Source organism: Pseudomonas sp. H3_C08 (assembly GCF_054669455.1).
The window spans coordinates 6,489,865-6,512,589 of sequence record NZ_CP162803.1 but is presented as its reverse complement, the minus strand read 5'-3'; the positions used below and the strand labels follow the sequence as shown (position 1 = coordinate 6,512,589).

Below are 22,725 nucleotides of genomic sequence, written 5' to 3'. Positions count from 1 at the left end.
TGAAAGACACCACTTTCCCCTGTGGGAGCGAGCTTGCTCGCGAAGAGGCCGTCACATCCGACATTGATGTCGACTGACACACCGCTTTCGCGAGCAAGCTCGCTCCCACAGGGTTATCGATTCGGCCAGAACAATAAAAGTATTAGTGAGGACAACAGACATGCAAACCAAACTCTTGATCAACGGCCAACTGGTCAACGGCGAAGGCCCGGCACAACCGGTGCTCAACCCCTCGCGCGGCGAAGTCCTGGTGGAGATCAACGAAGCCACTGAAGCTCAGGTCGACGCCGCCGTACGCGCTGCCGACAACGCGTTCGCCGACTGGTCGCAAACCGCGCCGAAAGACCGTTCGCTACTGCTGCTCAAACTCGCCGACGCCATCGAAGCCCACGGCGAAGAACTGGCCAAGCTCGAATCCGACAACTGCGGCAAACCCTACAGTGCCGCGCTCAACGACGAGATTCCGGCGATTGCCGACGTGTTCCGTTTCTTCGCCGGCGCCAGCCGTTGCATGAGCGGCTCGGCCGCTGGCGAATACCTGCCCGGCCACACCTCGATGATCCGCCGCGATCCGGTGGGCGTGATCGCCTCCATTGCGCCGTGGAACTACCCGCTGATGATGGTCGCCTGGAAAATCGCCCCGGCACTGGCGGCCGGTAATACCGTGGTGCTCAAACCGTCAGAGCAAACGCCTCTGACCGCGTTGCGTCTGGCTGAACTGGCGTCGGAAATATTCCCGGCCGGTGTACTCAATCTGGTGTTTGGTCGCGGTCCTACCGTTGGCAGCCCATTGGTTACGCACCCGAAAGTGCGCATGGTTTCGCTGACCGGTTCGATCGCCACAGGCGCCAACATCATTTCCAGCACCGCCGACAGCGTTAAACGCATGCACATGGAACTGGGCGGTAAAGCGCCGGTAATCATCTTCGATGACGCCGATATCGATGCGGCGGTGGAAGGCATTCGCACCTTCGGTTTCTACAACGCCGGGCAGGATTGCACGGCGGCCTGTCGGATCTACGCGCAGCAAGGCATTTACGACAAATTCGTCGAGAAGCTCGGCGCGGCGGTCAGCAGCATCAAGTATGGCTTGCAGGATGATCCGTCGACTGAACTGGGGCCGTTGATCACCGCGCAACATCGCGACCGCGTTGCCGGGTTTGTCGAGCGTGCTGTGGCGCAGCCGCACATTCGTTTGATCACTGGCGGTAAGGCTGTTGACGGTAACGGCTTCTTCTTCGAGCCGACGGTGTTGGCCGATGCGCAGCAGGACGACGAAATCGTCCGCCGCGAAGTGTTTGGGCCGGTGGTTTCAGTGACCAAGTTCACTGATGAAGCGCAGGCGTTGGAATGGGCTAACGATTCCGACTACGGCCTCGCCTCCTCCGTGTGGACGGCAGATGTAGGACGCGCGCATCGCATGTCGGCGCGGTTGCAGTACGGCTGCACGTGGGTGAATACGCACTTCATGCTTGTCAGCGAAATGCCCCATGGCGGTCAGAAATTGTCTGGTTACGGGAAAGACATGTCGATGTATGGACTGGAGGACTACACCACGGTTCGGCATGTGATGTTCAAGCACTAAGCCTTTAAAAGCTTCGCGAGCAGGCTCGCGCCCACAGGAGTAAGTATTCCAAATGTGGGAGCGAGCCTGCTCGCGAAGGCGTCACCCCGGTATCAGGAAAGAAACCGGCACTACGCACCACCAGGATTCCACACCTAACAATAACTACCGAACCGGGCGGCGCCCACAAAGCCCCGCCACGGCCTCGGCCATCCGAAATCTGCCGATTTCACGGAGCAATCACACATGAGTGCCTCACCCGATCTCGCCGCAGCCGTTGCCGACAGCGATGCCGAACAACTGCGCAAACTGGGCTACACCTCGAACTTCAACCGCAGCATGAGTCTGTGGGAAAACTTCGCCTTGGGCTTCACTTATCTGTCACCGGTCGTAGGGGTTTATACCCTCTTCGGTCTGTGCCTCGCCGCCGGGGGGCCACCGATGTTCTGGGCCTATTTGCTGGTCGGTTGCGGCCAGTTGCTGGTGTGCCTGATCTTCGGCGAAGTGGTTTCGCAGTTCCCGATTTCCGGCGGTGTTTACCCTTGGGCACGCCGATTGGTCGGCAAGAAATGGGCATGGATGGTCGGCTGGATCTACTCCATCGCCCTCTGCGTCACCATTGCTGCAGTTGCGGTCGGCGCTGGCCCGTATCTGGCCGCCATGCTCGGTTTTGAGCCAAGCAACAACACCAACATCGTCATCGCCCTGGTGCTGACCCTGTTCGCCACACTGGTCAACCTCAGCGGCACCAAAGTGCTGGCGCGTATCGCTATGTTCGGCTTCCTCTGCGAACTGGTTGGCGCAGTGATCGTCGGTGTTTACCTGTTGGTGTTCGAGCGTCACCAACCGCTGAGCGTGCTGTTCAACACCTTCGACATCAGCGTTGACGGCTCATACCTGCCGGCCTTCCTCACCGCATCGCTGGCGGGGATGTTCCTCTACTACGGCTTCGAGGCCTGCGGCGACGTCGCTGAAGAAACCCCGAACCCGAGCGCAAAAATCCCGGTGGCCATGCGCATGACCATCTACATCGGCGGCATCGCGGCAATGTTCGCCTGCCTGGCGCTGATTCTCGCCGTGCCGGACATGCAAGCGGTGATCAACGGCACCGACAAAGACCCGGTCACCACCATCCTCAACAACGCCTTCGGCCCGGTCGGTTCGAAAGTGGTGATGGGCGTGGTAATGATTTCCTTCATCTCCTGCGTCATCAGCCTACAAGCAGCGGCAAGCCGTCTCCTGTACTCCTACGCTCGCGATGAAATGGTCATCGGCAGCCGACTGCTGAAAAAGATTTCTCCTACCACCCAAGTACCGGTTGCCGCACTATTCGTGTCCGGCGTCCTGCCGGCCCTGATCATCGCCCTCGGCTTCTTCCTGCAAGACGCCGTGGCCACCATCGTCAGCTTCGCCGCCATCGGCATCTACCTCGCGTTCCAGATGATCGTTCTGGCCGCACTGTACGCCCGCAGTAAAGGCTGGAAGCCGAGCGGCAAATTCACTCTCGGCGCATGGGGCTGGCCGGTGAACATCGGCGCGCTGGTGTATGGCGTTGGCGCGATCATCAACATGGCCTGGCCACGTACGCCGGATGCGGCATGGTATGTGAACTATGCGATGGTATTGAGCACGGTGATCGTGATTGGGTTGGGCTTGGTTTATATGTGGATTGGCAAGCCGTATGACCATGGCAAGGCGCCGGCTGGGGATGCGTGGAAGGTGAGTCGCTAAGAAGAATCACCCCGGAATCGAGATTTGATTCCGGGGTCTCCTCGAAGCACTGTCATCAATTCATCAGTACGCCATTTGATATCGGCTTTACCTCTAACAGCTTCGAAGCGATCCAGATCGATCACCTTTCTCTTTTTACCCCTCGCTTCATCTTTGCTCACAGAATTGCTTCTCCCTTTTCCCGATTGCTAACTCATAAAGGAAAATCTTCGGTGCAGGGATGGTTTAGCAGCGGAATCTAAAAAAACAGGCATTTCCTACAGACACAGCCTGCCTGAAAAAGCCCCATTTCCTACGATGTGTGGCGAAAGGGTAGACTTGTCGCCGCAAGCGCCTGACCGATAGGCTTTATCCCGTCGCTGTTAATTCAGCGATCCGGGGTCGAAGCCGGGACATCATCAACATGACGCTCAGCGCCCACCATAGAAACCCAGGCATTTCTGTCTGTCAGTTTCGCTTTATGGCGGGCTGTGTGGCGCGGGCCTCTCGGCTTACATGTTGATCGAGAATGTTCCGACTTCGAACGCCGCACGGTTCGCCACCCAGATCTTTCGAAGGATTCGTGGCGACTCTCATTTCAACATGGAGTCAGAAATGCATACGTCAAATTCAGATGAAACACACTCGCACTTCACCCCCACCATCTTCACCCGCCACAACCGCTTCCTCCACGCCTTCATGCAAGACCACGAATCCTGGTTCTGCGTGCAAGATCTCGGTCGCTTGATGGGTTACCCCCTGAACGAACGCCTCACCCTGAAACTCGATCCCGATCAGCGTCGCCATGTCCTTCTGCGTCGGGACGGCGAAATCATCGATTGCGCGATGGTCAGCGAGTCCGGCCTGTTCGCCCTGCTCGTCCATCACTTCGTCCCGGAAAACCGTCACCTGCGCCAGTGGTTGAGCCATGAAGTCATCCCGATGCTGCGCGAAACCCAATCAAGCCCTGTGGAAAACCACCCGAGCTTGAGTTCAGTGCATTGGGCAGGCGTTACCCTGCCGCTGCTGCACTGGCAAAAGCAGGCGTGGGTCAAATGGCGGGATGTGCCGGAGTTGATGCGCGGCCAGCGGCCGTATCCAGTACTGGGAACGTGTAGCTGATCCAAATAAAAAAGGGGCGGACCTTTCAGTCCGCCCCTTTTTATTTCCACTCAAAACCGCGAAACACTCCGCATCGCATCCACCAGATACCGCATCGCAATCCGGTCATTCTCCGAAAGCTCCCGATAACGCTCCACCAGCTTCACTTCGTCAGAGCTGAGCCGGCGCCTTTTGCGGCCGCTGCCCAGGCAAGGAAAGATGCCCAACATGTCGGTGATCCCTTGTATTTTTGCCATGGACGATGTCCTTCAATACTTCAAAGAATTGCTAAACCACCACATCGCCCTGCCCCTTACAGCAGCGCCGTGTGCCCTACCGGTCAGCACCGGTCATGCCCATAGAATAGAAATTAAATCGGCGCTGAAAAGCGGTTTTTAGAGTAATTAGTCGAAAAAAGCAGATATGCCGTGTAAATCAGAATGCCCTGTCAGATGTTTAACCGACATGTCTTGTTTCATTGACACACTGGCGCGGTGAATCAACGAATTTTGCATTGCGAGCGAACCGTTTAAGCTAGCCGGCATCTGTTAATAGTCCGTTGCGTTTGGCCGAAGGCTTGTCCGAACCGTTATTTCTGATCCAGCACGTGCCAGGAACGGCGCGGGATTGCTCACGACAGGTTGTATTTATGCACCGCAGGAATTTGCTCAAAGCGTCCATGGCCATTGCGGCTTACACCGGTCTTTCGGCCACTGGCCTGCTGGCCAGCCGTGCATGGGCGGCCAATGGCGGCGCCGCCGATGGCGAGGCTCAGGCCTTCGACTTCGAAGCGCTGAAGCGCCAGGCCAAGCAACTGGCCGGCAGCGCCTATCAGGACACCAAACAGGTGCTGCCGCCAACCCTGGCGACCATGACCCCGCAGAACTTCAATGCGATCCGCTACGACGGCGAGCATTCGCTGTGGAAGGAAAACAAGGGTCAGCTGGACGTGCAGTTCTTCCACGTCGGCATGGGGTTCCGTCAGCCGGTGCGCATGTACAGCGTCGACGCCAAGACGCGCACTGCCCGCGAGGTGCATTTCCGCCCGGCGCTGTTCAACTATGAAAACACTTCGGTCGACACCCAGCAGCTCAAGGGTGACCTCGGTTTTGCCGGCTTCAAGCTGTTCAAAGCGCCGGAGCTGGATCGTCACGATGTGTTGTCGTTCCTCGGCGCCAGCTATTTCCGTGCGGTAGACGCTACTGGCCAATATGGCCTCTCGGCGCGCGGCCTGGCGATCGACACTTACGCCAAGAAACGCGAAGAATTCCCTGACTTCACCAAGTTCTGGTTCGAGACACCGGACAAGAACGCCACCCGATTTGTGGTGTATGCCCTGCTCGACTCGCCGAGTGCCACTGGCGCTTACCGTTTCGACATCGACTGCCAGGCCGAGCGCGTGGTGATGGAAGTCGATGCGCACATCAATGCGCGTACGGCGATCGAGCAATTGGGCATCTCGCCGATGACCAGTATGTTCAGTTGTGGCACCCACGAGCGCCGCATGTGCGACACCATCCACCCGCAGATCCACGACTCGGATCGTCTGGCGATGTGGCGCGGCAACGGCGAGTGGATCTGCCGCCCGCTGAACAACCCGGCGACCCTGCAATTCAATGCGTTTGCCGACACCGATCCGAAAGGCTTCGGTCTGGTGCAGACCGACCATGAATTCGCCAACTATCAGGACACCGTGGACTGGTACAGCAAGCGCCCGAGCCTGTGGGTAGAACCGACCACGGCGTGGGGCGAAGGCTCTATCGATCTGCTGGAAATCCCTACCACCGGCGAGACTCTCGATAACATCGTCGCGTTCTGGACCCCGAAAAAACCGGTGGCTGCCGGGGATTCGCTGAACTACGGCTACAAGCTTTACTGGAGCGCATTGCCGCCCGTGGGCACGCCGTTGGCACGGGTGCACGCGACCCGTTCCGGTATGGGCGGATTCACCGAAGGCTGGGCACCGGGCGAGCATTACCCGCCGGTGTGGGCGCGTCGTTTTGCCGTGGACTTCACTGGCGGTGGTCTGGATCGACTGCCGCAAGGCACCGGAATCGAACCGGTGGTGACGTGCTCGAACGGCAAGGTGCAGGATTTCAGCGTACTGGTGCTGGATGACATCAAGGGCTATCGGATTCTGTTTGACTGGTACCCGACCAGTGACAGCGTGGAGCCGGTGGAGCTGCGGTTGTTTATTCGCACCAACGATCGCACGTTGAGCGAGACCTGGTTGTACCAGTATTTCCCGCCGGCGCCGGACAAGCGTAAGTACCCTTGAGGGTTCTCCGGCGTCTGATTGGGCCTCATCGCGAGCAGGCTCACTCCTACAGGGTTATGTGTCGTTAACAAGATGTGTGTGCGACGCAGATCAACTGTAGGAGTGAGCCTGCTCGCGATAGCATCCGCCCAGTCAGCACAAAAACACCCAACAGAAACAAAGCCCCGGCCATCACTGACCGGGGCTTTTTGCTTTTTCACAACTCACTCAATCGCGCAAATCAGACTCATGAATCGGCTGATCACGATGCGTTGCCCGTTGATATTGCGCCGGCCACACCGCTTTGCGCCCCCCCAGATCATCGTCGGCATGCAGTGGCCAGTAAGGATCACGCAGCAGCTCCCGAGCGAGGAAAATGATGTCAGCCTGACAGGTGCGCAGAATATGCTCGGCCTGCGCCGGCTCGGTAATCATTCCCACGGTGCCGGTGGCGATGCCTGACTCTTTGCGCACACGCTCTGCGAAGCGCGTCTGATAGCCCGGCCCGACCGGAATTTCCGCGTTGGCCGCCGTCCCGCCCGACGACACATCGATAAGATCCGCGCCGAGGGTGTGCAGACGTCGCGCCAGTTCCACGGTTTCATCCGGGTTCCAGCCGTCTTCCACCCAGTCAGTGGCCGACACGCGAACAAACACCGGTAACTCCTCCGGCCAGACCGCCCTCACCGCTTCGGTCACTTGCAGCACCAGACGAATGCGGTTCTCGAACGATCCCCCGTACTGATCGCGACGCTGATTACTCAGCGGCGAAAGAAACTGGTGCAGCAGATAACCATGCGCCGCGTGTACCTCGACCACGCTGAAACCCGCCTTCAGCGCGCGTTTGGCGGCGTCGACAAACGCCTGAATGACGTCGGCGATCTGCCCTTCATCCAGCTGTTTCGGTTGCGTGTGCTGCGGATCGAAAGCAATCGGTGACGGGCCGACCGGTGTCCAGCCGCCATCATCGGGTTTGACACTGCCATGCTTGCCGATCCACGGCCGATGGGTGCTGGCCTTGCGCCCGGCGTGGGCCAGTTGAATCCCGGCGACCGCACCTTGGGCGGTGATGAAGCGGGTGATGCGTTGTAGCGGCTCGATCTGTTCGTCGTTCCACAGGCCAAGGTCTTCGGCGGTGATCCGCCCGTCGGCCGTGACCGCCGTGGCTTCGGTAAATACCAGACCCGCGCCACCTACCGCGCGACTGCCGAGGTGTACCAGATGCCAGTCGTTAGCGAGGCCGTCGACACTGGAGTATTGGCACATCGGTGACACCGCGATGCGGTTGGGCAGGGTCAGTTGGCGCAGAGTGAAGGGTTCAAGCAGCAGACTCATGGGGCACCTCTCAAATCAGTGGGCAGGCTCCAGGGTTCTGTTTGAATAGTCGACGAGTGACAGGAAAAAGATGCAGCACCCGCCCCCGCGGGCAAAAAAATCGACAAGACGTCACAAGGCCAATCAAGCAGTGCTTAGAGCCTAGTCGACAACCGGGGATGAGGGAGGGTTCAGAGTGATTCAGTGTGTGAAAGGACGCTTTCGCGAGCAGGCTCGCTCCCACAAAGGACAACACCGTACCTGTGGGAGCGGGCCTGCTCGCGAAGGGCTTAGCGCGGTTCGATGTGGGCAATCATCAACTGAACAGTCTCGTTACCCCGAAACTCGTTAACGTCGAGCTTATAAGCCAGTTCAACCCACTGAATCGTCGGGTTCGGCCAGATATCACGGTCAACGCCAAAGGCAATACCATCCAGCTTCACCGAGCCACATTCGCTCTTCAGCACCACTTTCAGGTGCCGTTCGCCGACCACTCGCTGTTCGACCAACTGAAACACGCCATGAAACAGCGGCTCCGGGAAGTGCTGCCCCCAAGGCCCGGCATGGCGCAAGGCGCGGGCCAGTTCGAGGTGGAATTCTTCAACCGCCAGCGTGCCATCGGTCAGCATGCGCCCGGTCAGGTCTTCCTCGCGAAGTTGCCTACGCACTTCAGCGTCGAAGGCCTCGGCGAACAGCGCAAAATTCTCCTGCGGCAAGGTCAGACCAGCGGCCATTGCGTGGCCACCATACTTGGCGATCAGGTTCGGATGCTGCGCCGCCACCACGCTCAACGCGTCACGAATGTGGAAGCCTTGCACCGAACGCCCGGAGCCCTTGAGCAAACCATCTCCCGCATCAGCGAAAGCAATGGTCGGACGGAAATAGCGCTCTTTCATCCGCGACGCGAGAATCCCGATTACACCCTGGTGCCACTCCGGGTCGAACAGGCACAGACCAAACGGCATCGATTCGACCGGCAAGTCCTTGAGCTGCGCCAGCGCCTCGCGCTGCATGCCTTGTTCGATAGATTTGCGATCCTGGTTCATGCCGTCCAGTTGCGCGGCCATTTCCCGGGCCAGGTTGGCGTCGGCAGTGAGCAGGCATTCGATGCCCAGGCTCATGTCATCCAGACGTCCGGCAGCATTCAGGCGCGGGCCGACAATAAAGCCGAGATCGGTGGAGGTAATGCGCGCAGCGTCTCGCTTGGCCACTTCAAGGATCGCTTTGATCCCCGGCCGTGCGCGCCCGGCGCGAATCCGCTCGAGGCCTTGATGCACCAGAATCCGGTTGTTGGCGTCCAGCGGCACCACATCGGCAACGCTGCCCAGCGCCACCAGATCGAGCAGTTCACCGATGTTCGGCTGCGGCTTGTTCTCGTACCAGCCGAGACTGCGCAAACGTGCACGCAACGCCATCAACACATAGAAAATCACCCCGACGCCGGCCAGTGCCTTGCTCGGGAATTCGCAGCCGGGCTGGTTCGGGTTGACCAGCGCATCGGCCAGCGGCAGTTCATCGCCAGGCAAGTGGTGGTCGGTGATCAGTACTTTGAGGCCTGCCTTTTTGGCAGCGGCCACGCCTTCGACGCTGGAGATGCCGTTGTCGACGGTGATCAGCAATTGCGGTTCGCGGGTCAGTGCGACCTCGACGATTTCCGGGGTCAGGCCGTAGCCATATTCGAAGCGGTTCGGCACCAGATAATCGACGTGCGCCGCACCGAGCAAGCGCAAACCAAGCATGCCGACGGTACTGGCGGTCGCCCCGTCCGCGTCGAAGTCGCCGACGATGAGGATGCGCTGGCGTTGCTCCAGCGCCGTCACCAGCAGGTCTACCGCCGCATCGATGCCCTTGAGTTGCTGAAACGGGATCAACCGCGCCAGGCTCTTGTCCAGCTCCGCCTCGGACTGCACGCCCCGCGCCGCGTACAAGCGGGTCAGCAAGGGTGGCAGATCACCGAGAAACGGCAGAGTGGCAGGCAGTTGACGAGGTTCGATACGCATGGGGTGGCAGAGACTTCTCTTGATTACGTGGGATTATTGCGGTGGTGATGCGGGATCAGCCGCGCTCACCTTGCAGCCATTGCAACTGGACTTCGTGCTGACCCCGGTCGTCGGTGACGAAGATCGTGCCTTCGCTGATCATCACGTCCCACTTGATGACGCGAGGCATGTCCTTGGCCAGCGTCTCCAGCACTTCCTGAGGGACGGCCGCGATGTTGACGTTTTTCAGGTTCTTGATCGCCGGGATCACCTTGGTTTCCCAGACGCGCAGGCTGCCATAGGCCAGCAGGCTGGTGCGCTCGGTGCGACGCGAGCACCAGGTCAGGCGATCAGCGTCAGGCTGGCCAACTTCGATCCAGTGCAGAACACGGTCGTCCAGGCTCTTTTCCCACAGTGCAGGTTCATCCACGTCTGACAGACCGCGACCAAACGACAACTGCTCGTTGTACCAGAGGGCGTAGGCCAGCAGGCGCACGGTCATACGCTCTTCGGTTTCCGAAGGGTGACGGGCGATGGTCTGCTTGACGCTCTCGTAGACACTGCGGTCGAGGTCGGTGAGGTTCAGTTCAAATTTGTAGGTAGTGGACGGCTGGGCCATGAACGGGCTTCTTGATACGAGGAAAGTCGGCAAGTCTAACCGATGCAGTAGGCAATCATCGAATTGATGGCGATCAAGCTGCGGCGTCTGACAGCCGGCTATGTTAAAACGCTGTATCTGCTTAGCCTTGTCCTACAGGATTCAGTATGCCGTTCGCCAACAAACCGCTCAGCGGTGTGAAAGTCATTGAATTGGGTACATTGATTGCCGGGCCGTTTGCCTCGCGTATTTGCGGCGAGTTCGGCGCTGAAGTAATCAAGATCGAGTCGCCCGACGGCGGGGATCCATTGCGCAAGTGGCGAAAACTGTATGAAGGCACGTCGTTGTGGTGGTTCGTCCAGGCACGCAACAAGAAGTCGCTGACGCTGAACCTCAAACACCCTGACGGCTTGGCGATCCTGAAAAAACTGCTCAGTGAAGCCGACATCCTCATCGAGAACTTCCGCCCCGGTGTCCTGGAAAAACTGGGCCTGGGTTGGGAAACCCTGCACGCGTTGAACCCGAAACTGGTGATGGTGCGCCTGTCCGGTTTTGGCCAGACCGGGCCGATGAAGGATCAGCCCGGCTTCGGTGCGGTGGGTGAGTCCATGGGCGGCTTGCGCTACATCACCGGTTTCGAGGACCGCCCACCGGTGCGCACCGGAATTTCCATTGGCGATTCGATTGCCGCGCTATGGGGCGTGATCGGCGCGCTAATGGCGCTGCGTCATCGTGAGGTCAATGGTGGCACCGGACAAGTTGTCGATGTCGCGTTGTATGAAGCGATTTTCGCGATGATGGAAAGCATGGTGCCGGAGTTCGACGTGTTCGGTTTTATCCGCGAGCGCACCGGCAACATCATGCCCGGCATCACGCCCTCCTCTATCCACACCAGCGCCGATGGCAAACACGTGCAGATCGGCGCCAATGGTGACGCGATCTTCAAACGTTTCATGCTGATCATCGGCCGTGAAGACCTGGCCAATGACCCTACGCTGGCCAGCAACGACGGGCGTGACAATCGTCGCGACGAGTTGTACGGCGTGATCGATCGCTGGGTCAATTCGTTGCCGCTGCAATCCGTGCTCGACCTGCTCAATCAGGCCGAAGTACCGGCCAGCCGGATCTTCAGCGCCGAGGACATGTTCAGCGATCCGCAGTACCTGGCCCGAGAGATGTTCCTGCAGGCCAAGCTGCCCGGCGGCAAAGATTTCAAGATGCCGGGCATCGTGCCGAAACTCTCAGAGACACCCGGCAGTTCGGAATGGGTCGGACCGCAATTGGGTGAACACAATGCGCAGGTACTTCACGATCTTGGCTACGACGAGCGACAGATCACCAAGTTGCGCGAAGACGGAGCCATTTAAGCTGAAACGCCGGCAGACATCGCACACCAACCGCGCCCATCACTGGTGGACGTGGCGGTTGTTCGGCTTGTTGTTTTTACTCATGTTGTCGAACGGCGCGCAGGCGAAACCGACGCTGACCTGGTTACTGCGCGACCTGCCGCCACTGACCATTTTTGAAGGCCCGAAAAAAGGCCAGGGTGTCATTGATCACCTCATGCCGATGCTGATTGCCGGCATGCCGCAATACGAACACAAGTTGATGCGAGTCAATCGAGCCCGAGGCATCCAGATGCTTCACGAAGCCTCCTTCACCTGCGACCCGTCGCTGATCTGGAGCAAGGAGCGCGCGCAATGGATCGCGTATTCCATCCCGGCCTTCCGCGCCGTCAGTAATGGGCTGGTGGTGCGTCAGAAAGATCGCGAAGTGTTGGCACCGTTTCTCGTGGAAGGTGAAATCGATCTGGCATCGCTTCTAGCCAATGGCCAAGTGAAAATCGGTGTCGTGGCGGAACGCAGTTACGGTGCAATAGTCGATGACTTGCTGCGCCAGGCCCCCACGGACGCCCTGACGCCTCATTACGGCAACGAGGCCCTGAACAATCTGCTGCTGATGCAGCGCCTGGGACGATTACAGGTGGTGCTGGGCTATTGGCCAGAAATTCGTTATCAGGCTCATCTGGCGCAAATCGCCGAAGACGAGTTGCTGTTTTATCCGATCCGCGGCACCGGTAAATACCTGTCGGGCTACATCGGCTGCTCCGACACACACCAGGGCCGTCAGGCAATCAGCGAAATAAACCAACTGCTGCGCACCCTTCCCCACGATCAACTGAACCAGTTGTACGCCGACTGGCTGGACCCCGCGATGCGAAGTGACTACCTCGAACAGGCCCGATCGTTCTTCGAGCAACAAGCGGCGCCATGAGCAAATCGCAGACAAAAGAAACCCCGAGAAGTGGGGAGACGACTCGGGGTTAAACGTGGCCTACATAAAGACCCGTAGCAGCAAGCGACAAGCACCGGAGCACAATGCTTGATCCTGCTGTTACCGGGTCTGACTGACAGGGATGCAGGAAGGTTCCCACAAAAAATATTTCATCTTTACAGCGCCGCACGTTTATCCAGCGCGGCGTTGCGCAATGCCGCGATCACACAGGGTTCCAGCCTTCCCTCCGCAATCAGAACGTCGCGGTGCAAGCCGTCAACGACATCGGTCAACTGGCGCTTGTCGGTCAGTTGTGCCTGATTGAATTCGCGTTCCACCACAATGGCGCCGTGACTGTTCTTCAAGGTCACCAGGCATTCGCCATGGGAACCGTTTGGAGACAACGAAACCTGATACGGGCTCAGAGCCTCACCGAGCAATAGACTGATACTTTCCATCTCGATCTCCACTCAATAGTCCGAAAACTGTGTGCCTGGGGCGTGTTCACAATAAATGACCACCGGCCCGAGAAGAAAGTTCTGCATACCGATCGCTCCGCTCCTGGAGTCACCGGTCTGTCAGAGCATGCACGGCGAAGATGACAGAAAAATAACCGTCCCCGTCAAACCTGGAGAGTTGGCGAAGCGGCGCTCAGGTAACTGTCGAGCAAACCGCGCATCAGCACCGCCGACACCGGGGTTTGCAGGCGCCCCAGCAGCCGCAGGCGGTGTTCACACAGCAAAGGCTCTAGATCGTTCAGCAGGCTTGGTGCGACCGTCCCCAGCAGGATCAACGCACGCGCCTCATGCCGTGTCGCCAGATGATGAATCAGCGCCAGGCCATCGCCCCCCTTGAGTTGCGGATCGCAAATGGCGATGTCGACCGCGCCGCGATGCCCCAGCGAAGACAGCGCAGAGGCCAGCGACGGCGCCGTCAGCACGTCATAGATGCCAATGGCATTGAGCATTTGATGCAATGCCATCAGCTGGAACGGATTGGGTTCAAGTATCAGGACTTTAAGCGAGCGCATAAGCGACCTCTGGAGGCGACAATCGCGGACTCTCACCGCAGTTGTTGTCACTCTAGGGCAGCCGTCCTAAGCCTCCCATCGGAAAAGTAGTCGCGTCTTATAGGACATTTCCCATCTTCATTGCAGACATCGACACCCGCTCTCTGTACGACGCAGGGTGATGTCCGTCCAGCCCCCCAAAAGTCCACGCAGTTTGCCGTCGGCGCTGTAGAACGGCACTGTCCACTGATAGACCTCGCGGGGACCACTCTTGAATTGCAATCGGCGCTTGCTGAAGCGCGACTTGCGGGTACGCAACTGCACCAGGAACTCGTCGTGCAGCATCAGCGCCGTAGCCTGCGGCAGCGCGTCAACTTCGATCAGCAACTTCCCCAGCACCTGATCCAGTCGAATCGACAAGGCCTCCTCATAGCTGCGATTGCACATGATCAGCCGCCCTTGCAGATCACGGACGAACACCGGGTCGGGCATGGAGTCGATCAGCGCGTGCTGAAACGCCAGTTGATCGCCCAGATCCTTTTCCGCCGCGCGACGCAGTTTGATCACGGCCGTCAGTCGCCGATTCCATATCAGGAAAAGCAGGCCAAACACGCCGAGTCCGCCCATGCCCCAGCAACCCCATTCGAGCATCTGCTGCCAGACCGACGGCACGGGCACCGGTGCAACACCCTCAAGCCATTTCAGACGGATCGCCCGTAACTCCGCCGCAGGAAAAGCCTCAAGGGCCTTGTTGAGAATACTCAAGAGCACTGGCATGCCTTTGCGCACGGCCAGGTTATCCGCTTCCCATTTGCCTTCGACCAGACCGCCTACCTTGAGCAACCCCAAAGGATAAAGCTGCGCGCCGATTTCGTTCTCGATGGTGGCGTAAGCTTCACCGCTCTCGACCAGTGCCCGCGCCTCAGCGTAGGTCTTGACCGAGCGAATCTCGATCGACGGGAAGTCACGCCGGATCATGTCTTCCAGCGCATGCCGGGCCGGCAGCACCAACACCCGTTGACTCAATTGCTCAAAAGCCTCCAGCCGGGGCGCGTCAGCGCGGCCGACAAACACCCAGCCCGCACCACCAAATGCATGGCTGTAATCCAGAAACGCCTTGCGCTCCTCGCTCATGGCCAGGGTCGTACTGATATCCGCCGATCCGCTTTCCAGACGTTCGAGCATGTGATCGGTGGAAAACGACTCCTGATGCACAAAACGCAACCCGGTCATCGCCGTCACGCGCTTGAGTACATCATTATTCAAGCCGCTCCACTGCCCGTGCTCATCCTGGAACAGATACAACGGGTACTGCAACGACGTCACCTTCACCTCGGGGTTGTCTCGAATCCACTGACGCTCGTGCGCAGCCAGTTCGATGGGCTGGACCCTGGAAGTCGCGGCATCGTCATGCAGCGCCAGTTGCGCCGCCTCGCTGCTGCGCATCAAAGCCAGTAATCCGAACAAGAACAGCCCACTCAGTGCCGGTTTCAAACCTCTATAAAACAGCATTGCCACTTCCTTCGTGATCGACTCACCCGTCCTTCGTGGGTGAAAACCCGCACAGTGTGGCAGCAGAAACAAAAAAGCCCGTCAGGAGACGGGCTTCAAAATGTGACAGCTTTTACCGGCTTAAAGCGGCTTGCCGCGGTTGCCATGCTGGCTGACAAAGGCTTGCACGGCTTTCAGCTCGTTTGGCAAAACGGTGCAACGCTCGTTTCGCTCAAACAAATCAGAAAGATGTGCAGGTAGCTCGAGCGCTTTTCCTACACCGGCTTTCTCTACCGCATCCGGGAATTTCACCGGATGTGCGGTGCCGAGAATCACCATCGGGATATCGAGGCTACGACGGCATTCGCGCGCGGCCTTGACGCCGATCGCGGTATGCGGATCCAGCACTTCACCGGTCTGCTCGTAAACTTCGGCGATGGTTTCGCAGGTTTGCGCGTCGTCCACGGCCAGCGAGTCGAACAGCTTGCGGGCTTCGGTCCAGCGTTCTTGCTCGACGCTGAAACCACCACCCTGCTTGAACGTGTCCATCAGACCGGCGATGGCCGCGCCGTTGCGACCGTGCAGGTCGAACAGCAGGCGTTCGAAGTTCGACGAGACCATGATGTCCATCGACGGCGACAGCGTGGCGTGCAGGGTTTCCTTGACGTACTGATTGCCGCTCATGAAGCGGTGCAGGATGTCGTTGCGGTTGGTGGCGACGATCAACTGGTTGATCGGCAGGCCCATGTTGCGCGCCAGGTAACCGGCGAAGATGTCGCCAAAGTTGCCGGTCGGCACCGAGAACGACACCGAACGCGCCGGACCGCCCAACTGCAGGGCCGCGTGGAAGTAGTAGACGATCTGGGCCATGATCCGCGCCCAGTTGATCGAGTTCACTGCCACCAGACGCGTGCCTTTGAGGAAGCTCTGGTCGGCGAAGCTCGCCTTGACCATTTCCTGGCAGTCATCGAAGTTGCCTTCGATGGCGATGTTGTGGATGTTCTCGCCGAAAATCGTGGTCATCTGGCGACGCTGCACTTCGGACACACGGTTGTGCGGGTGCAGAATGAAGATGTCGACGTTTTCGCAGTGCTTGCAGCCTTCGATGGCCGCCGAGCCGGTGTCACCCGAGGTGGCGCCGACGATGACCACGCGCTCACCGCGTTTTTCCAGCACGTAGTCGAGCAGACGACCGAGCAGTTGCAGAGCGAAGTCCTTGAACGCCAAAGTCGGGCCGTGGAACAACTCCAGCACCCATTCGTTGCCATTCAACTGACGCAGCGGCGCCACGGCGCTGTGCGAGAACACACCGTAGGTTTCTTCAAGGATCTTTTTGAAATCGGCATCCGGAATGCTGCCGGTAACGAACGGACGCATCACCCGGAAGGCCAGCTCGTGATACGGCAGGCCGGCCCACGAAGCGATTTCTTCCTGAGTGAAACGTGGCAGGTTTTCCGGAACGTACAGACCGCCGTCGGTGGCGAGACCGGCCAGCAGGACGTCTTCGAAATTCAGGGCCGGTGCCTGGCCGCGGGTACTGATGTAACGCATGACTGACTCCAATGGAGAGTGTTCACGACACCCGCCCCGTGCACGGGACGGGTGCAGGACAACGACTTAGTTCAGGTGCTCGACGCGGATCCGGACAACCGGACCATTCACGCCGGCCAGGGCTTCGAGGGCGGCGATCGCATCGTTGATACGTTGCTCGACCACGCGGTGGGTCAGCAGGATCATCGGCACCAGACCGTCTTGCTCTTCAACTTCCTTCTGCATGATCGACTCGATGTTGATGCCGCGCTCCGAGAGGATGCTCGCCACCTGAGCCAGTACACCCGGATGGTCCTTGGCCTGGATGCGCAGGTAGTAGGCGCTTTCGCAGGCTTCGATCGGCAGGATCGGATGGGCCGACAGCGAATCCGGCTGGAATGCCAGGTGCGGTACGCGGTTTTCCGGGTCGGAAGTCATGGCGCGAACCACGTCGATCAGGTCGGCAATTACCGACGAGGCGGTTGGCTCCATGCCGGCGCCAGCGCCGTAGAACAGCGTCGAACCAGCCGCATCACCGTTGACCATCACCGCGTTCATCACGCCGTTGACGTTGGCGATCAGGCGATCGGCCGGGATCAGCGTCGGGTGCACGCGCAACTCGATGCCGGCGGCAGTGCTGCGCGCCACGCCGAGGTGCTTGATGCGGTAGCCCAGCGCTTCGGCGTAGTTGACGTCGGCGGTGGTCAGTTTGGTGATGCCTTCGGTGTAAGCCTTGTCGAATTGCAGCGGAATGCCGAACGCGATGGAGGCCAGAATCGTCAGTTTGTGCGCGGCGTCGATGCCTTCAACGTCGAAGGTCGGATCGACTTCGGCGTAACCCAGTGCCTGGGCTTCGGCCAGCACGTCTTCGAAGGTACGGCCCTTCTCGCGCATTTCGGTGAGGATGAAGTTACCGGTGCCGTTGATGATCCCGGCCACCCAGTTGATGCGGTTGGCGGACAAGCCTTCACGGATCGCCTTGATCACCGGAATGCCACCGGCCACGGCCGCTTCGAATGCGACGATTACGCCTTTCTCGCGAGCCTTGGCGAAAATTTCATTACCGTGAACGGCAATCAGAGCCTTGTTCGCGGTGACCACATGCTTGCCATTCTCGATGGCCTTGAGTACCAGCTCGCGGGCAACGGTGTAGCCGCCCATCAGCTCTATGACGATGTCGATCTCAGGGTTCGTGGCCACTTCGAAGACATCGTTGGTAATCGCAATACCGGTCGTCTGGAACTGAGGCTTTGGCGTGCGCATGGCAATTTGTGCCACTTCGATTCCACGCCCGGCACGACGAGCAATTTCCTCGGCGTTGCGCTGAAGTACGTTGAAGGTACCGCCACCGACGGTCCCTAACCCACAGATGCCTACTTTGACCGGATTCACTGTGAACTCCCCATAAAACGGCCGACGCGGGGTCGGCCGGAAAACAACCGCGTGCTCGCGGCTCTCTATTGATGGCCCGGCGATGCAGCTGCCGGACCATGATCGTCACGGCTGACCGTGACGACGCGAATCACTTCGCGCCCAGCGCCAGTTTGGCGACTTGTGGCGCAGGCTGGTAGCCCGGAATCACTTGTCCGTCAGCCAAAACGATGGCCGGTGTGCCGTTCACGCCGATCGACTGACCTAGGGCGAACTGCTTGGAAACCGGGTTATCGCACTTGGCGGCCTTGATCTCCTTGCCATCAACCATTTTGTCCATGGCGGCTTTCTTGTCTTTCGAGCACCACACGGCTTGCAGTTGCTCGTCACCCGGCGAGTTCAGACCTTGGCGCGGGAACGCAACGTAACGCACTTCGATGCCGCGCTTGTTCAGCTCCGGCACTTCGGCGTGCAGCTTGTGGCAGTACGGGCAGGTGGTGTCGGTGAACACGGTGATGTGCGACTTGGTTTCGCCCACGGCCGGGTAGACCACGGTTTCGGCCACCGGGATGGCATTGATCAGTTTGGAGATGCCCAGGCGTTCGGTCTTCTCGGTCAGGTTGACCGGTTTGCCGTCCTTGAGCTGGAACAGGTAACCCTGCACGATGTACTGGCCATCGGCGCTGGCGTAGAGCACGCGGCTGCCCTTGAGCTTGACTTCGTACATGCCCGGCAACGGGCTGGCGCTGATGCTTTCTACCGGAACCTCGAGTTCGAGTTTTTCCAGGCTTTGACGAATGGCTTTGTCGGCCGCGTCATCGGCGACGGCAAAGGTGCTGACCAACGCAATGGCTGCGGCGGCGAAAATCTGGGTCAGACGCATGAGAACTCCTGAAGGCGGACAAATGGATCGATCAGAACGCCCGTGCCGGAACACCGGGTCATAACCGTCCATCGTGCAAACCGGCAAAGCCTAACACATAAGGTCACGGTGGCCGAATGCGCCTGTCGCCACTCTTTCAGGACTGCACAGATCCTTGTGGGAGCGAGCCTGCTCGCGAAAGCGGTGTGTCAGCTAAATGAACGCTGACTGACACTCCCTCTTCCCGAGCAGGCTCGCTCCCACAGGATTTTTTGTTCAGCCGCGCGGGTGGTGTTTGGCGTGCAGATCCTGCAATCGAGCGCGGGCGACGTGGGTGTAGATCTGTGTAGTAGAGAGGTCGCTGTGGCCGAGCAACATCTGCACCACGCGCAAATCCGCGCCATGGTTGAGCAAGTGTGTGGCAAACGCATGGCGCAAGGTGTGCGGCGACAGCGACTTGCCGATCCCGGCAACCTTGGCCTGGTGCTTGATCCGGTGCCAGAAGGTCTGGCGGGTCATCTGCTCGCCACGCTGACTGGGAAACAGCACATCGCTGGGGCGGCCACCGAGCAATTCGCTACGACCGTCACGCATATAGCGCTCGACCCAGACGATCGCCTCTTCGCCCATGGGCACCAGCCGTTCCTTGCTGCCCTTGCCCATCACCCGCAACACACCTTGACGCAGGTTGACCTGTTCCAGCGTCAGGCTGACCAGTTCTGTCACGCGCAAACCACAGGCATATAACACTTCGAGCATGGCGCGGTCTCGCTGACCGATGGCTTCGCTCAGGTCCGGCGCTTTGAGCAACGCCTCGACGTCGGCTTCCGACAGCGATTTGGGCAGAGGCCTACCGAGTTGCGGCATGTCGACGCGCAATGTCGGGTCGACGTTGATCATCTTTTCCCGCAGCAAATAGCGATAAAAGCCACGCACCCCGGAAAGAAATCTGGCAGTGGAGCGCGGTTTGTAGTTCTGCTCCAGACGCCAGGCCAAGTGATCAAGGATCAGCTCACGGCCGGCATTGATCAGTTCCAGGTTTTTCTCCTGCAACCAGCCATTGAACAGCGCCAGATCACTGCGATAGGCGCCGCGGGTGTTATCGGACAGGCCTTTCTCCAGCCATAAAGCGTCGAGGAATTGATCAATCAGTGGATGGTCGATGGCAGGCATGGGCGCTCAAGTCACACAGCCTCAAGACTGTGCGCAAATGTAGAGTGAACTGTAGGAATGGGCGCTAGTCTTTCATAGCCCGCTAATTCAAGGAACAGGGAGCATCAATGAACGAGCAGCAAATTCTCTTGGCATTTGGCGGGATCGGCGCGGCCGCGCTGGGTTGCCAATGGCTGGCCTGGCGCCTGAAGTTGCCGGCGATTCTGTTTCTGTTGCTGACGGGGATTCTGGTCGGCCCGGTGCTGGGCTGGCTTGATCCACAGGAGATGTTCGGGCCGCTGCTGATGCCGCTGGTGTCGCTGGCGGTCGCGCTGATTCTGTTTGAGGGCAGCTTGACCCTGCACCTGTCGGAGTGGAAGGAGATCGGCAGCGTCGTTCATCGTCTGGTGACCATTGGCGCGATCTCGACCTGGATCGTCATCGCGGTCGCCACGCATTTTCTGCTCGGCTTCGACTGGATGCTGGCCATCCTGTTCGGCAGCCTGACACTGGTCACCGGCCCGACCGTCATCGTGCCGATGCTGCGCGTGGTGCGGCCGAAAGCCTCGATCGCCAACATTTTGCGCTGGGAGGGCATCGTTATCGACCCGATCGGCGCCCTCCTCGCCGTGGTGGTTTACAGCTTCATCATTGCCAGCGCCGAAGGGCACGGCCTCAAGCAGAGTCTGTTCACCTTTGGCGGGGTGATTCTCTGCGGCGCGGTGTTCGGCATTGTCGGTGGCTGGCTGCTCGGCACCGTGATCCGCCGGCAATGGCTGCCGGAGTATCTGCATAACCTCGCCTCGCTGGCGGCGGTGCTGGGGATTTTCATTGCCGCCAACGAAGTGATGCATGAATCCGGCCTGCTGGCGGTAACGCTGATGGGCATGTGGCTCGCGAACATGAAAGGTGTGGATGTACGGCACATCCTGCACTTCAAGGAAAACCTCAGTGTGCTGCTGATTTCCGGGCTGTTCATCCTGTTGGCGGCGCGCCTGGATTTGTACGCGCTGATCGGACTGGGGCCGCTGGTGCTGATTCTGCTGTTGGTGATTCAACTGATCGCTCGACCGCTGAACGTGCTGCTCAGCACGGCCGGTTCCAGCCTGAGTTGGCGTGAGCGCGCGTTGCTGTGCTGGATTGCGCCGCGCGGGATCGTTGCAGCGGCGGTGTCGGCGATTTTCGCGATTCGCCTGCATGAGGCCGGGCACGAGGGAGCATTGCTGCTGGTGCCGCTGACGTTTGCGGTGATCATCGGCACTGTGGTCCTGCAAAGTGCGACTGCGCGGCCACTGGCCCGACTGCTCAAGGTCGCGGAGCCGGCGCCGAGCGGATTTCTGATCGTCGGCGCCAACAGCCCCGCGCGCGATTTGGCCAAGTCGTTGCAGCAACTGGGCAGTCGCGTGCTGCTGACCGATTCGAGCTGGGAAAATATTCGTGCGGCGCGCATGGAAGGATTACCGACTTACTTCGGCAATCCGGCCTCGCAGCATGCCGATGCGCATCTGGATCTGGTCGGACTGGGGCATTTGCTGGCGCTGTCGCCGTCGGGTGAACTCAATACCCTGGCGGCGATGCGCTTTCGGCATGATTTCGGCCATCAGCGCCTGTTCGGTCTGGCCAGCGGCCATGAAAGCCGCCGCAGTGACAAGCACCGCGCCAGCCTTGAACATCGTGGCAATCAGTTGGGCAGCGAGGCGTTTACTTACGCGAAACTCGCCAGCCAGATGGGCCAGGGTGCGGAGTTATACAGCACGACGCTGACGGATGGTTTTGGCTGGGAGGATTACCGCGCGCTGCATGGTAATCGTGCGACCTTGCTGTTTATGCGCGATGACAGCGGGTGGGTGCATGTGGTGACGCCGGAGACTGCTTTGAAACCAGGATCCGGGTGGACGCTGCTGGCGTTGATTCAGCCTGAGGCCAGCGGCGCCTGAGCTGACGCCTTCGCGAGCAAACTCGCTCCCACAGGGTTCGTGTCGAACATAAAAACTGTGAACGACACACTTCCTGTGGGAGCGAGCTTGCTCGCGAAAGGCTCGACTCTAATCTGGATCAGGCAGCAAACCCGGGCAGCACCGGCACCGGCCGCTTGTCATCATCAATAGCAACAAAACTGAACTGCCCATGAATCGCCTTCTCGCGGCCATCACAGCTCATGCTCTCGACAAACACTTCCACCTCGACCTTGAGGCTGGTATTGCCGACCTTGATCACCTTCCCGACCAACTCGACGATTGAACCGGCCGGGATCGCGTGGTTGAAGTCGATACGGTCAGTCGACACGGTCACCAGCGGCAAGCGGCAGAAACGCGTGGCGGTGATGAACGACACTTCGTCCATCCATGCCAGCGCTGTGCCGCCGAACAGGGTGTTGTGGTGGTTGGTGGTCGGCGGGAAGACGGCTTTGGTTACGCGAGTTACCGAGAGTTCGGTACGGCGCTGGATTTCCTGGTCGCGGGGAGTCATGGTTCTGGCCTGAAACGAAAATACGTTGAATAAATTGCAGGCAA

19 protein-coding genes are annotated in these 22,725 nt (G+C 59.3%); 7 read left to right on the top strand and 12 right to left on the bottom strand.

The features are described from left to right. Positions 1 to 160: 160 nt before the first annotated feature. The 3 genes from AB4N74_RS29500 (at position 161) to AB4N74_RS29490 (ending at position 4,396) form a co-directional block, all read left to right on the top strand. On the top strand, positions 161 to 1,585 hold the full coding sequence (locus AB4N74_RS29500; RefSeq protein ID WP_093436754.1) for a gamma-aminobutyraldehyde dehydrogenase: 1,425 nt from the start codon (positions 161 to 163) through the stop codon (positions 1,583 to 1,585). A gap of 225 nt (positions 1,586 to 1,810) precedes the next feature. Further along, positions 1,811 to 3,295: an APC family permease gene (locus AB4N74_RS29495; protein WP_116254590.1), complete on the top strand. Its 1,485-nt coding sequence runs from the start codon at positions 1,811 to 1,813 to the stop codon at positions 3,293 to 3,295. A gap of 594 nt (positions 3,296 to 3,889) precedes the next feature. Continuing rightward, a complete protein-coding gene (locus AB4N74_RS29490) occupies positions 3,890 to 4,396 on the top strand; it encodes a BRO-N domain-containing protein (protein ID WP_460097955.1) in 507 nt (168 codons plus the stop codon). Positions 4,397 to 4,446: 50 nt separating this feature from the next. Here AB4N74_RS29490 and AB4N74_RS29485 read toward each other — a convergent pair whose 3' ends face one another. Continuing rightward, positions 4,447 to 4,632: a hypothetical protein gene (locus tag AB4N74_RS29485; RefSeq protein WP_007908956.1), complete on the bottom strand. Its 186-nt coding sequence runs from the start codon at positions 4,630 to 4,632 to the stop codon at positions 4,447 to 4,449. 392 nt (positions 4,633 to 5,024) lie between these two features. On the opposite strand from AB4N74_RS29485, the gene AB4N74_RS29480 reads away from it, so the two are divergent. Next, positions 5,025 to 6,653 (top strand): glucan biosynthesis protein D, encoded by a 1,629-nt coding sequence (locus AB4N74_RS29480; RefSeq protein ID WP_099758089.1) that lies wholly within the window; start codon positions 5,025 to 5,027, stop codon positions 6,651 to 6,653. A 207-nt stretch (positions 6,654 to 6,860) separates the two neighbouring features. Here AB4N74_RS29480 and AB4N74_RS29475 read toward each other — a convergent pair whose 3' ends face one another. From AB4N74_RS29475 to AB4N74_RS29465, 3 genes are all read right to left on the bottom strand, one after another. After that, positions 6,861 to 7,967 carry an NADH:flavin oxidoreductase/NADH oxidase gene (locus AB4N74_RS29475; RefSeq protein ID WP_093436771.1) on the bottom strand — a complete coding sequence of 369 codons (1,107 nt, stop codon included), beginning with the start codon at positions 7,965 to 7,967 and terminating at the stop codon, positions 6,861 to 6,863. Positions 7,968 to 8,236: 269 nt separating this feature from the next. Further along, on the bottom strand, positions 8,237 to 9,946 hold the full coding sequence (gene recJ, locus AB4N74_RS29470; RefSeq protein ID WP_460097954.1) for a single-stranded-DNA-specific exonuclease RecJ: 1,710 nt from the start codon (positions 9,944 to 9,946) through the stop codon (positions 8,237 to 8,239). Positions 9,947 to 10,001: 55 nt separating this feature from the next. Continuing rightward, positions 10,002 to 10,544 (bottom strand): YaeQ family protein, encoded by a 543-nt coding sequence (locus AB4N74_RS29465; RefSeq protein WP_007908961.1) that lies wholly within the window; start codon positions 10,542 to 10,544, stop codon positions 10,002 to 10,004. A 146-nt stretch (positions 10,545 to 10,690) separates the two neighbouring features. Between AB4N74_RS29465 and AB4N74_RS29460 the strand changes: the two genes are divergently transcribed. Both AB4N74_RS29460 and AB4N74_RS29455 read left to right on the top strand, forming a co-directional pair. Then, positions 10,691 to 11,890 carry a CaiB/BaiF CoA transferase family protein gene (locus tag AB4N74_RS29460; protein WP_460097953.1) on the top strand — a complete coding sequence of 400 codons (1,200 nt, stop codon included), beginning with the start codon at positions 10,691 to 10,693 and terminating at the stop codon, positions 11,888 to 11,890. After that, a complete protein-coding gene (locus tag AB4N74_RS29455; RefSeq protein ID WP_460097952.1) occupies positions 11,817 to 12,797 on the top strand; it encodes a TIGR02285 family protein in 981 nt (326 codons plus the stop codon). The genes AB4N74_RS29460 and AB4N74_RS29455 overlap by 74 nt, the downstream gene beginning before the upstream one ends. Before the next feature lie 176 nt (positions 12,798 to 12,973). Here AB4N74_RS29455 and AB4N74_RS29450 read toward each other — a convergent pair whose 3' ends face one another. From AB4N74_RS29450 to xerD, 7 genes are all read right to left on the bottom strand, one after another. Beyond that, the gene (locus AB4N74_RS29450) at positions 12,974 to 13,255 is read right to left on the bottom strand and encodes a DUF3509 domain-containing protein (protein ID WP_093436783.1); all 282 of its coding nucleotides are present in this window, start codon (positions 13,253 to 13,255) and stop codon (positions 12,974 to 12,976) included. A gap of 164 nt (positions 13,256 to 13,419) precedes the next feature. Continuing rightward, a complete protein-coding gene (locus AB4N74_RS29445; protein WP_093436788.1) occupies positions 13,420 to 13,827 on the bottom strand; it encodes a response regulator in 408 nt (135 codons plus the stop codon). A gap of 117 nt (positions 13,828 to 13,944) precedes the next feature. Next, positions 13,945 to 15,318 (bottom strand): transporter substrate-binding domain-containing protein, encoded by a 1,374-nt coding sequence (locus AB4N74_RS29440; RefSeq protein ID WP_093436791.1) that lies wholly within the window; start codon positions 15,316 to 15,318, stop codon positions 13,945 to 13,947. A gap of 120 nt (positions 15,319 to 15,438) precedes the next feature. Then, a complete protein-coding gene (gene thrC / locus AB4N74_RS29435; protein WP_093436796.1) occupies positions 15,439 to 16,848 on the bottom strand; it encodes a threonine synthase in 1,410 nt (469 codons plus the stop codon). A 66-nt stretch (positions 16,849 to 16,914) separates the two neighbouring features. After that, positions 16,915 to 18,219: a homoserine dehydrogenase gene (locus tag AB4N74_RS29430; protein ID WP_093436800.1), complete on the bottom strand. Its 1,305-nt coding sequence runs from the start codon at positions 18,217 to 18,219 to the stop codon at positions 16,915 to 16,917. A 130-nt stretch (positions 18,220 to 18,349) separates the two neighbouring features. Next, positions 18,350 to 19,081 carry a bifunctional protein-disulfide isomerase/oxidoreductase DsbC gene (gene dsbC / locus AB4N74_RS29425; RefSeq protein WP_007908974.1) on the bottom strand — a complete coding sequence of 244 codons (732 nt, stop codon included), beginning with the start codon at positions 19,079 to 19,081 and terminating at the stop codon, positions 18,350 to 18,352. Between the two features lie 255 nt (positions 19,082 to 19,336). Beyond that, positions 19,337 to 20,233 carry a site-specific tyrosine recombinase XerD gene (gene xerD, locus AB4N74_RS29420; protein WP_116254596.1) on the bottom strand — a complete coding sequence of 299 codons (897 nt, stop codon included), beginning with the start codon at positions 20,231 to 20,233 and terminating at the stop codon, positions 19,337 to 19,339. Positions 20,234 to 20,340: 107 nt separating this feature from the next. Between xerD and AB4N74_RS29415 the strand changes: the two genes are divergently transcribed. Next, positions 20,341 to 22,149, top strand: a complete 1,809-nt coding sequence (locus AB4N74_RS29415; protein WP_099758085.1) for a cation:proton antiporter — start codon at positions 20,341 to 20,343, stop codon at positions 22,147 to 22,149. Between the two features lie 118 nt (positions 22,150 to 22,267). Here the strand turns inward: AB4N74_RS29415 and AB4N74_RS29410 are convergent, their stop codons facing one another. Further along, entirely contained in the window at positions 22,268 to 22,681 is a 414-nt protein-coding gene (locus tag AB4N74_RS29410) for an acyl-CoA thioesterase (RefSeq protein ID WP_093436815.1), read from the bottom strand. Positions 22,682 to 22,725 lie beyond the last annotated feature (44 nt).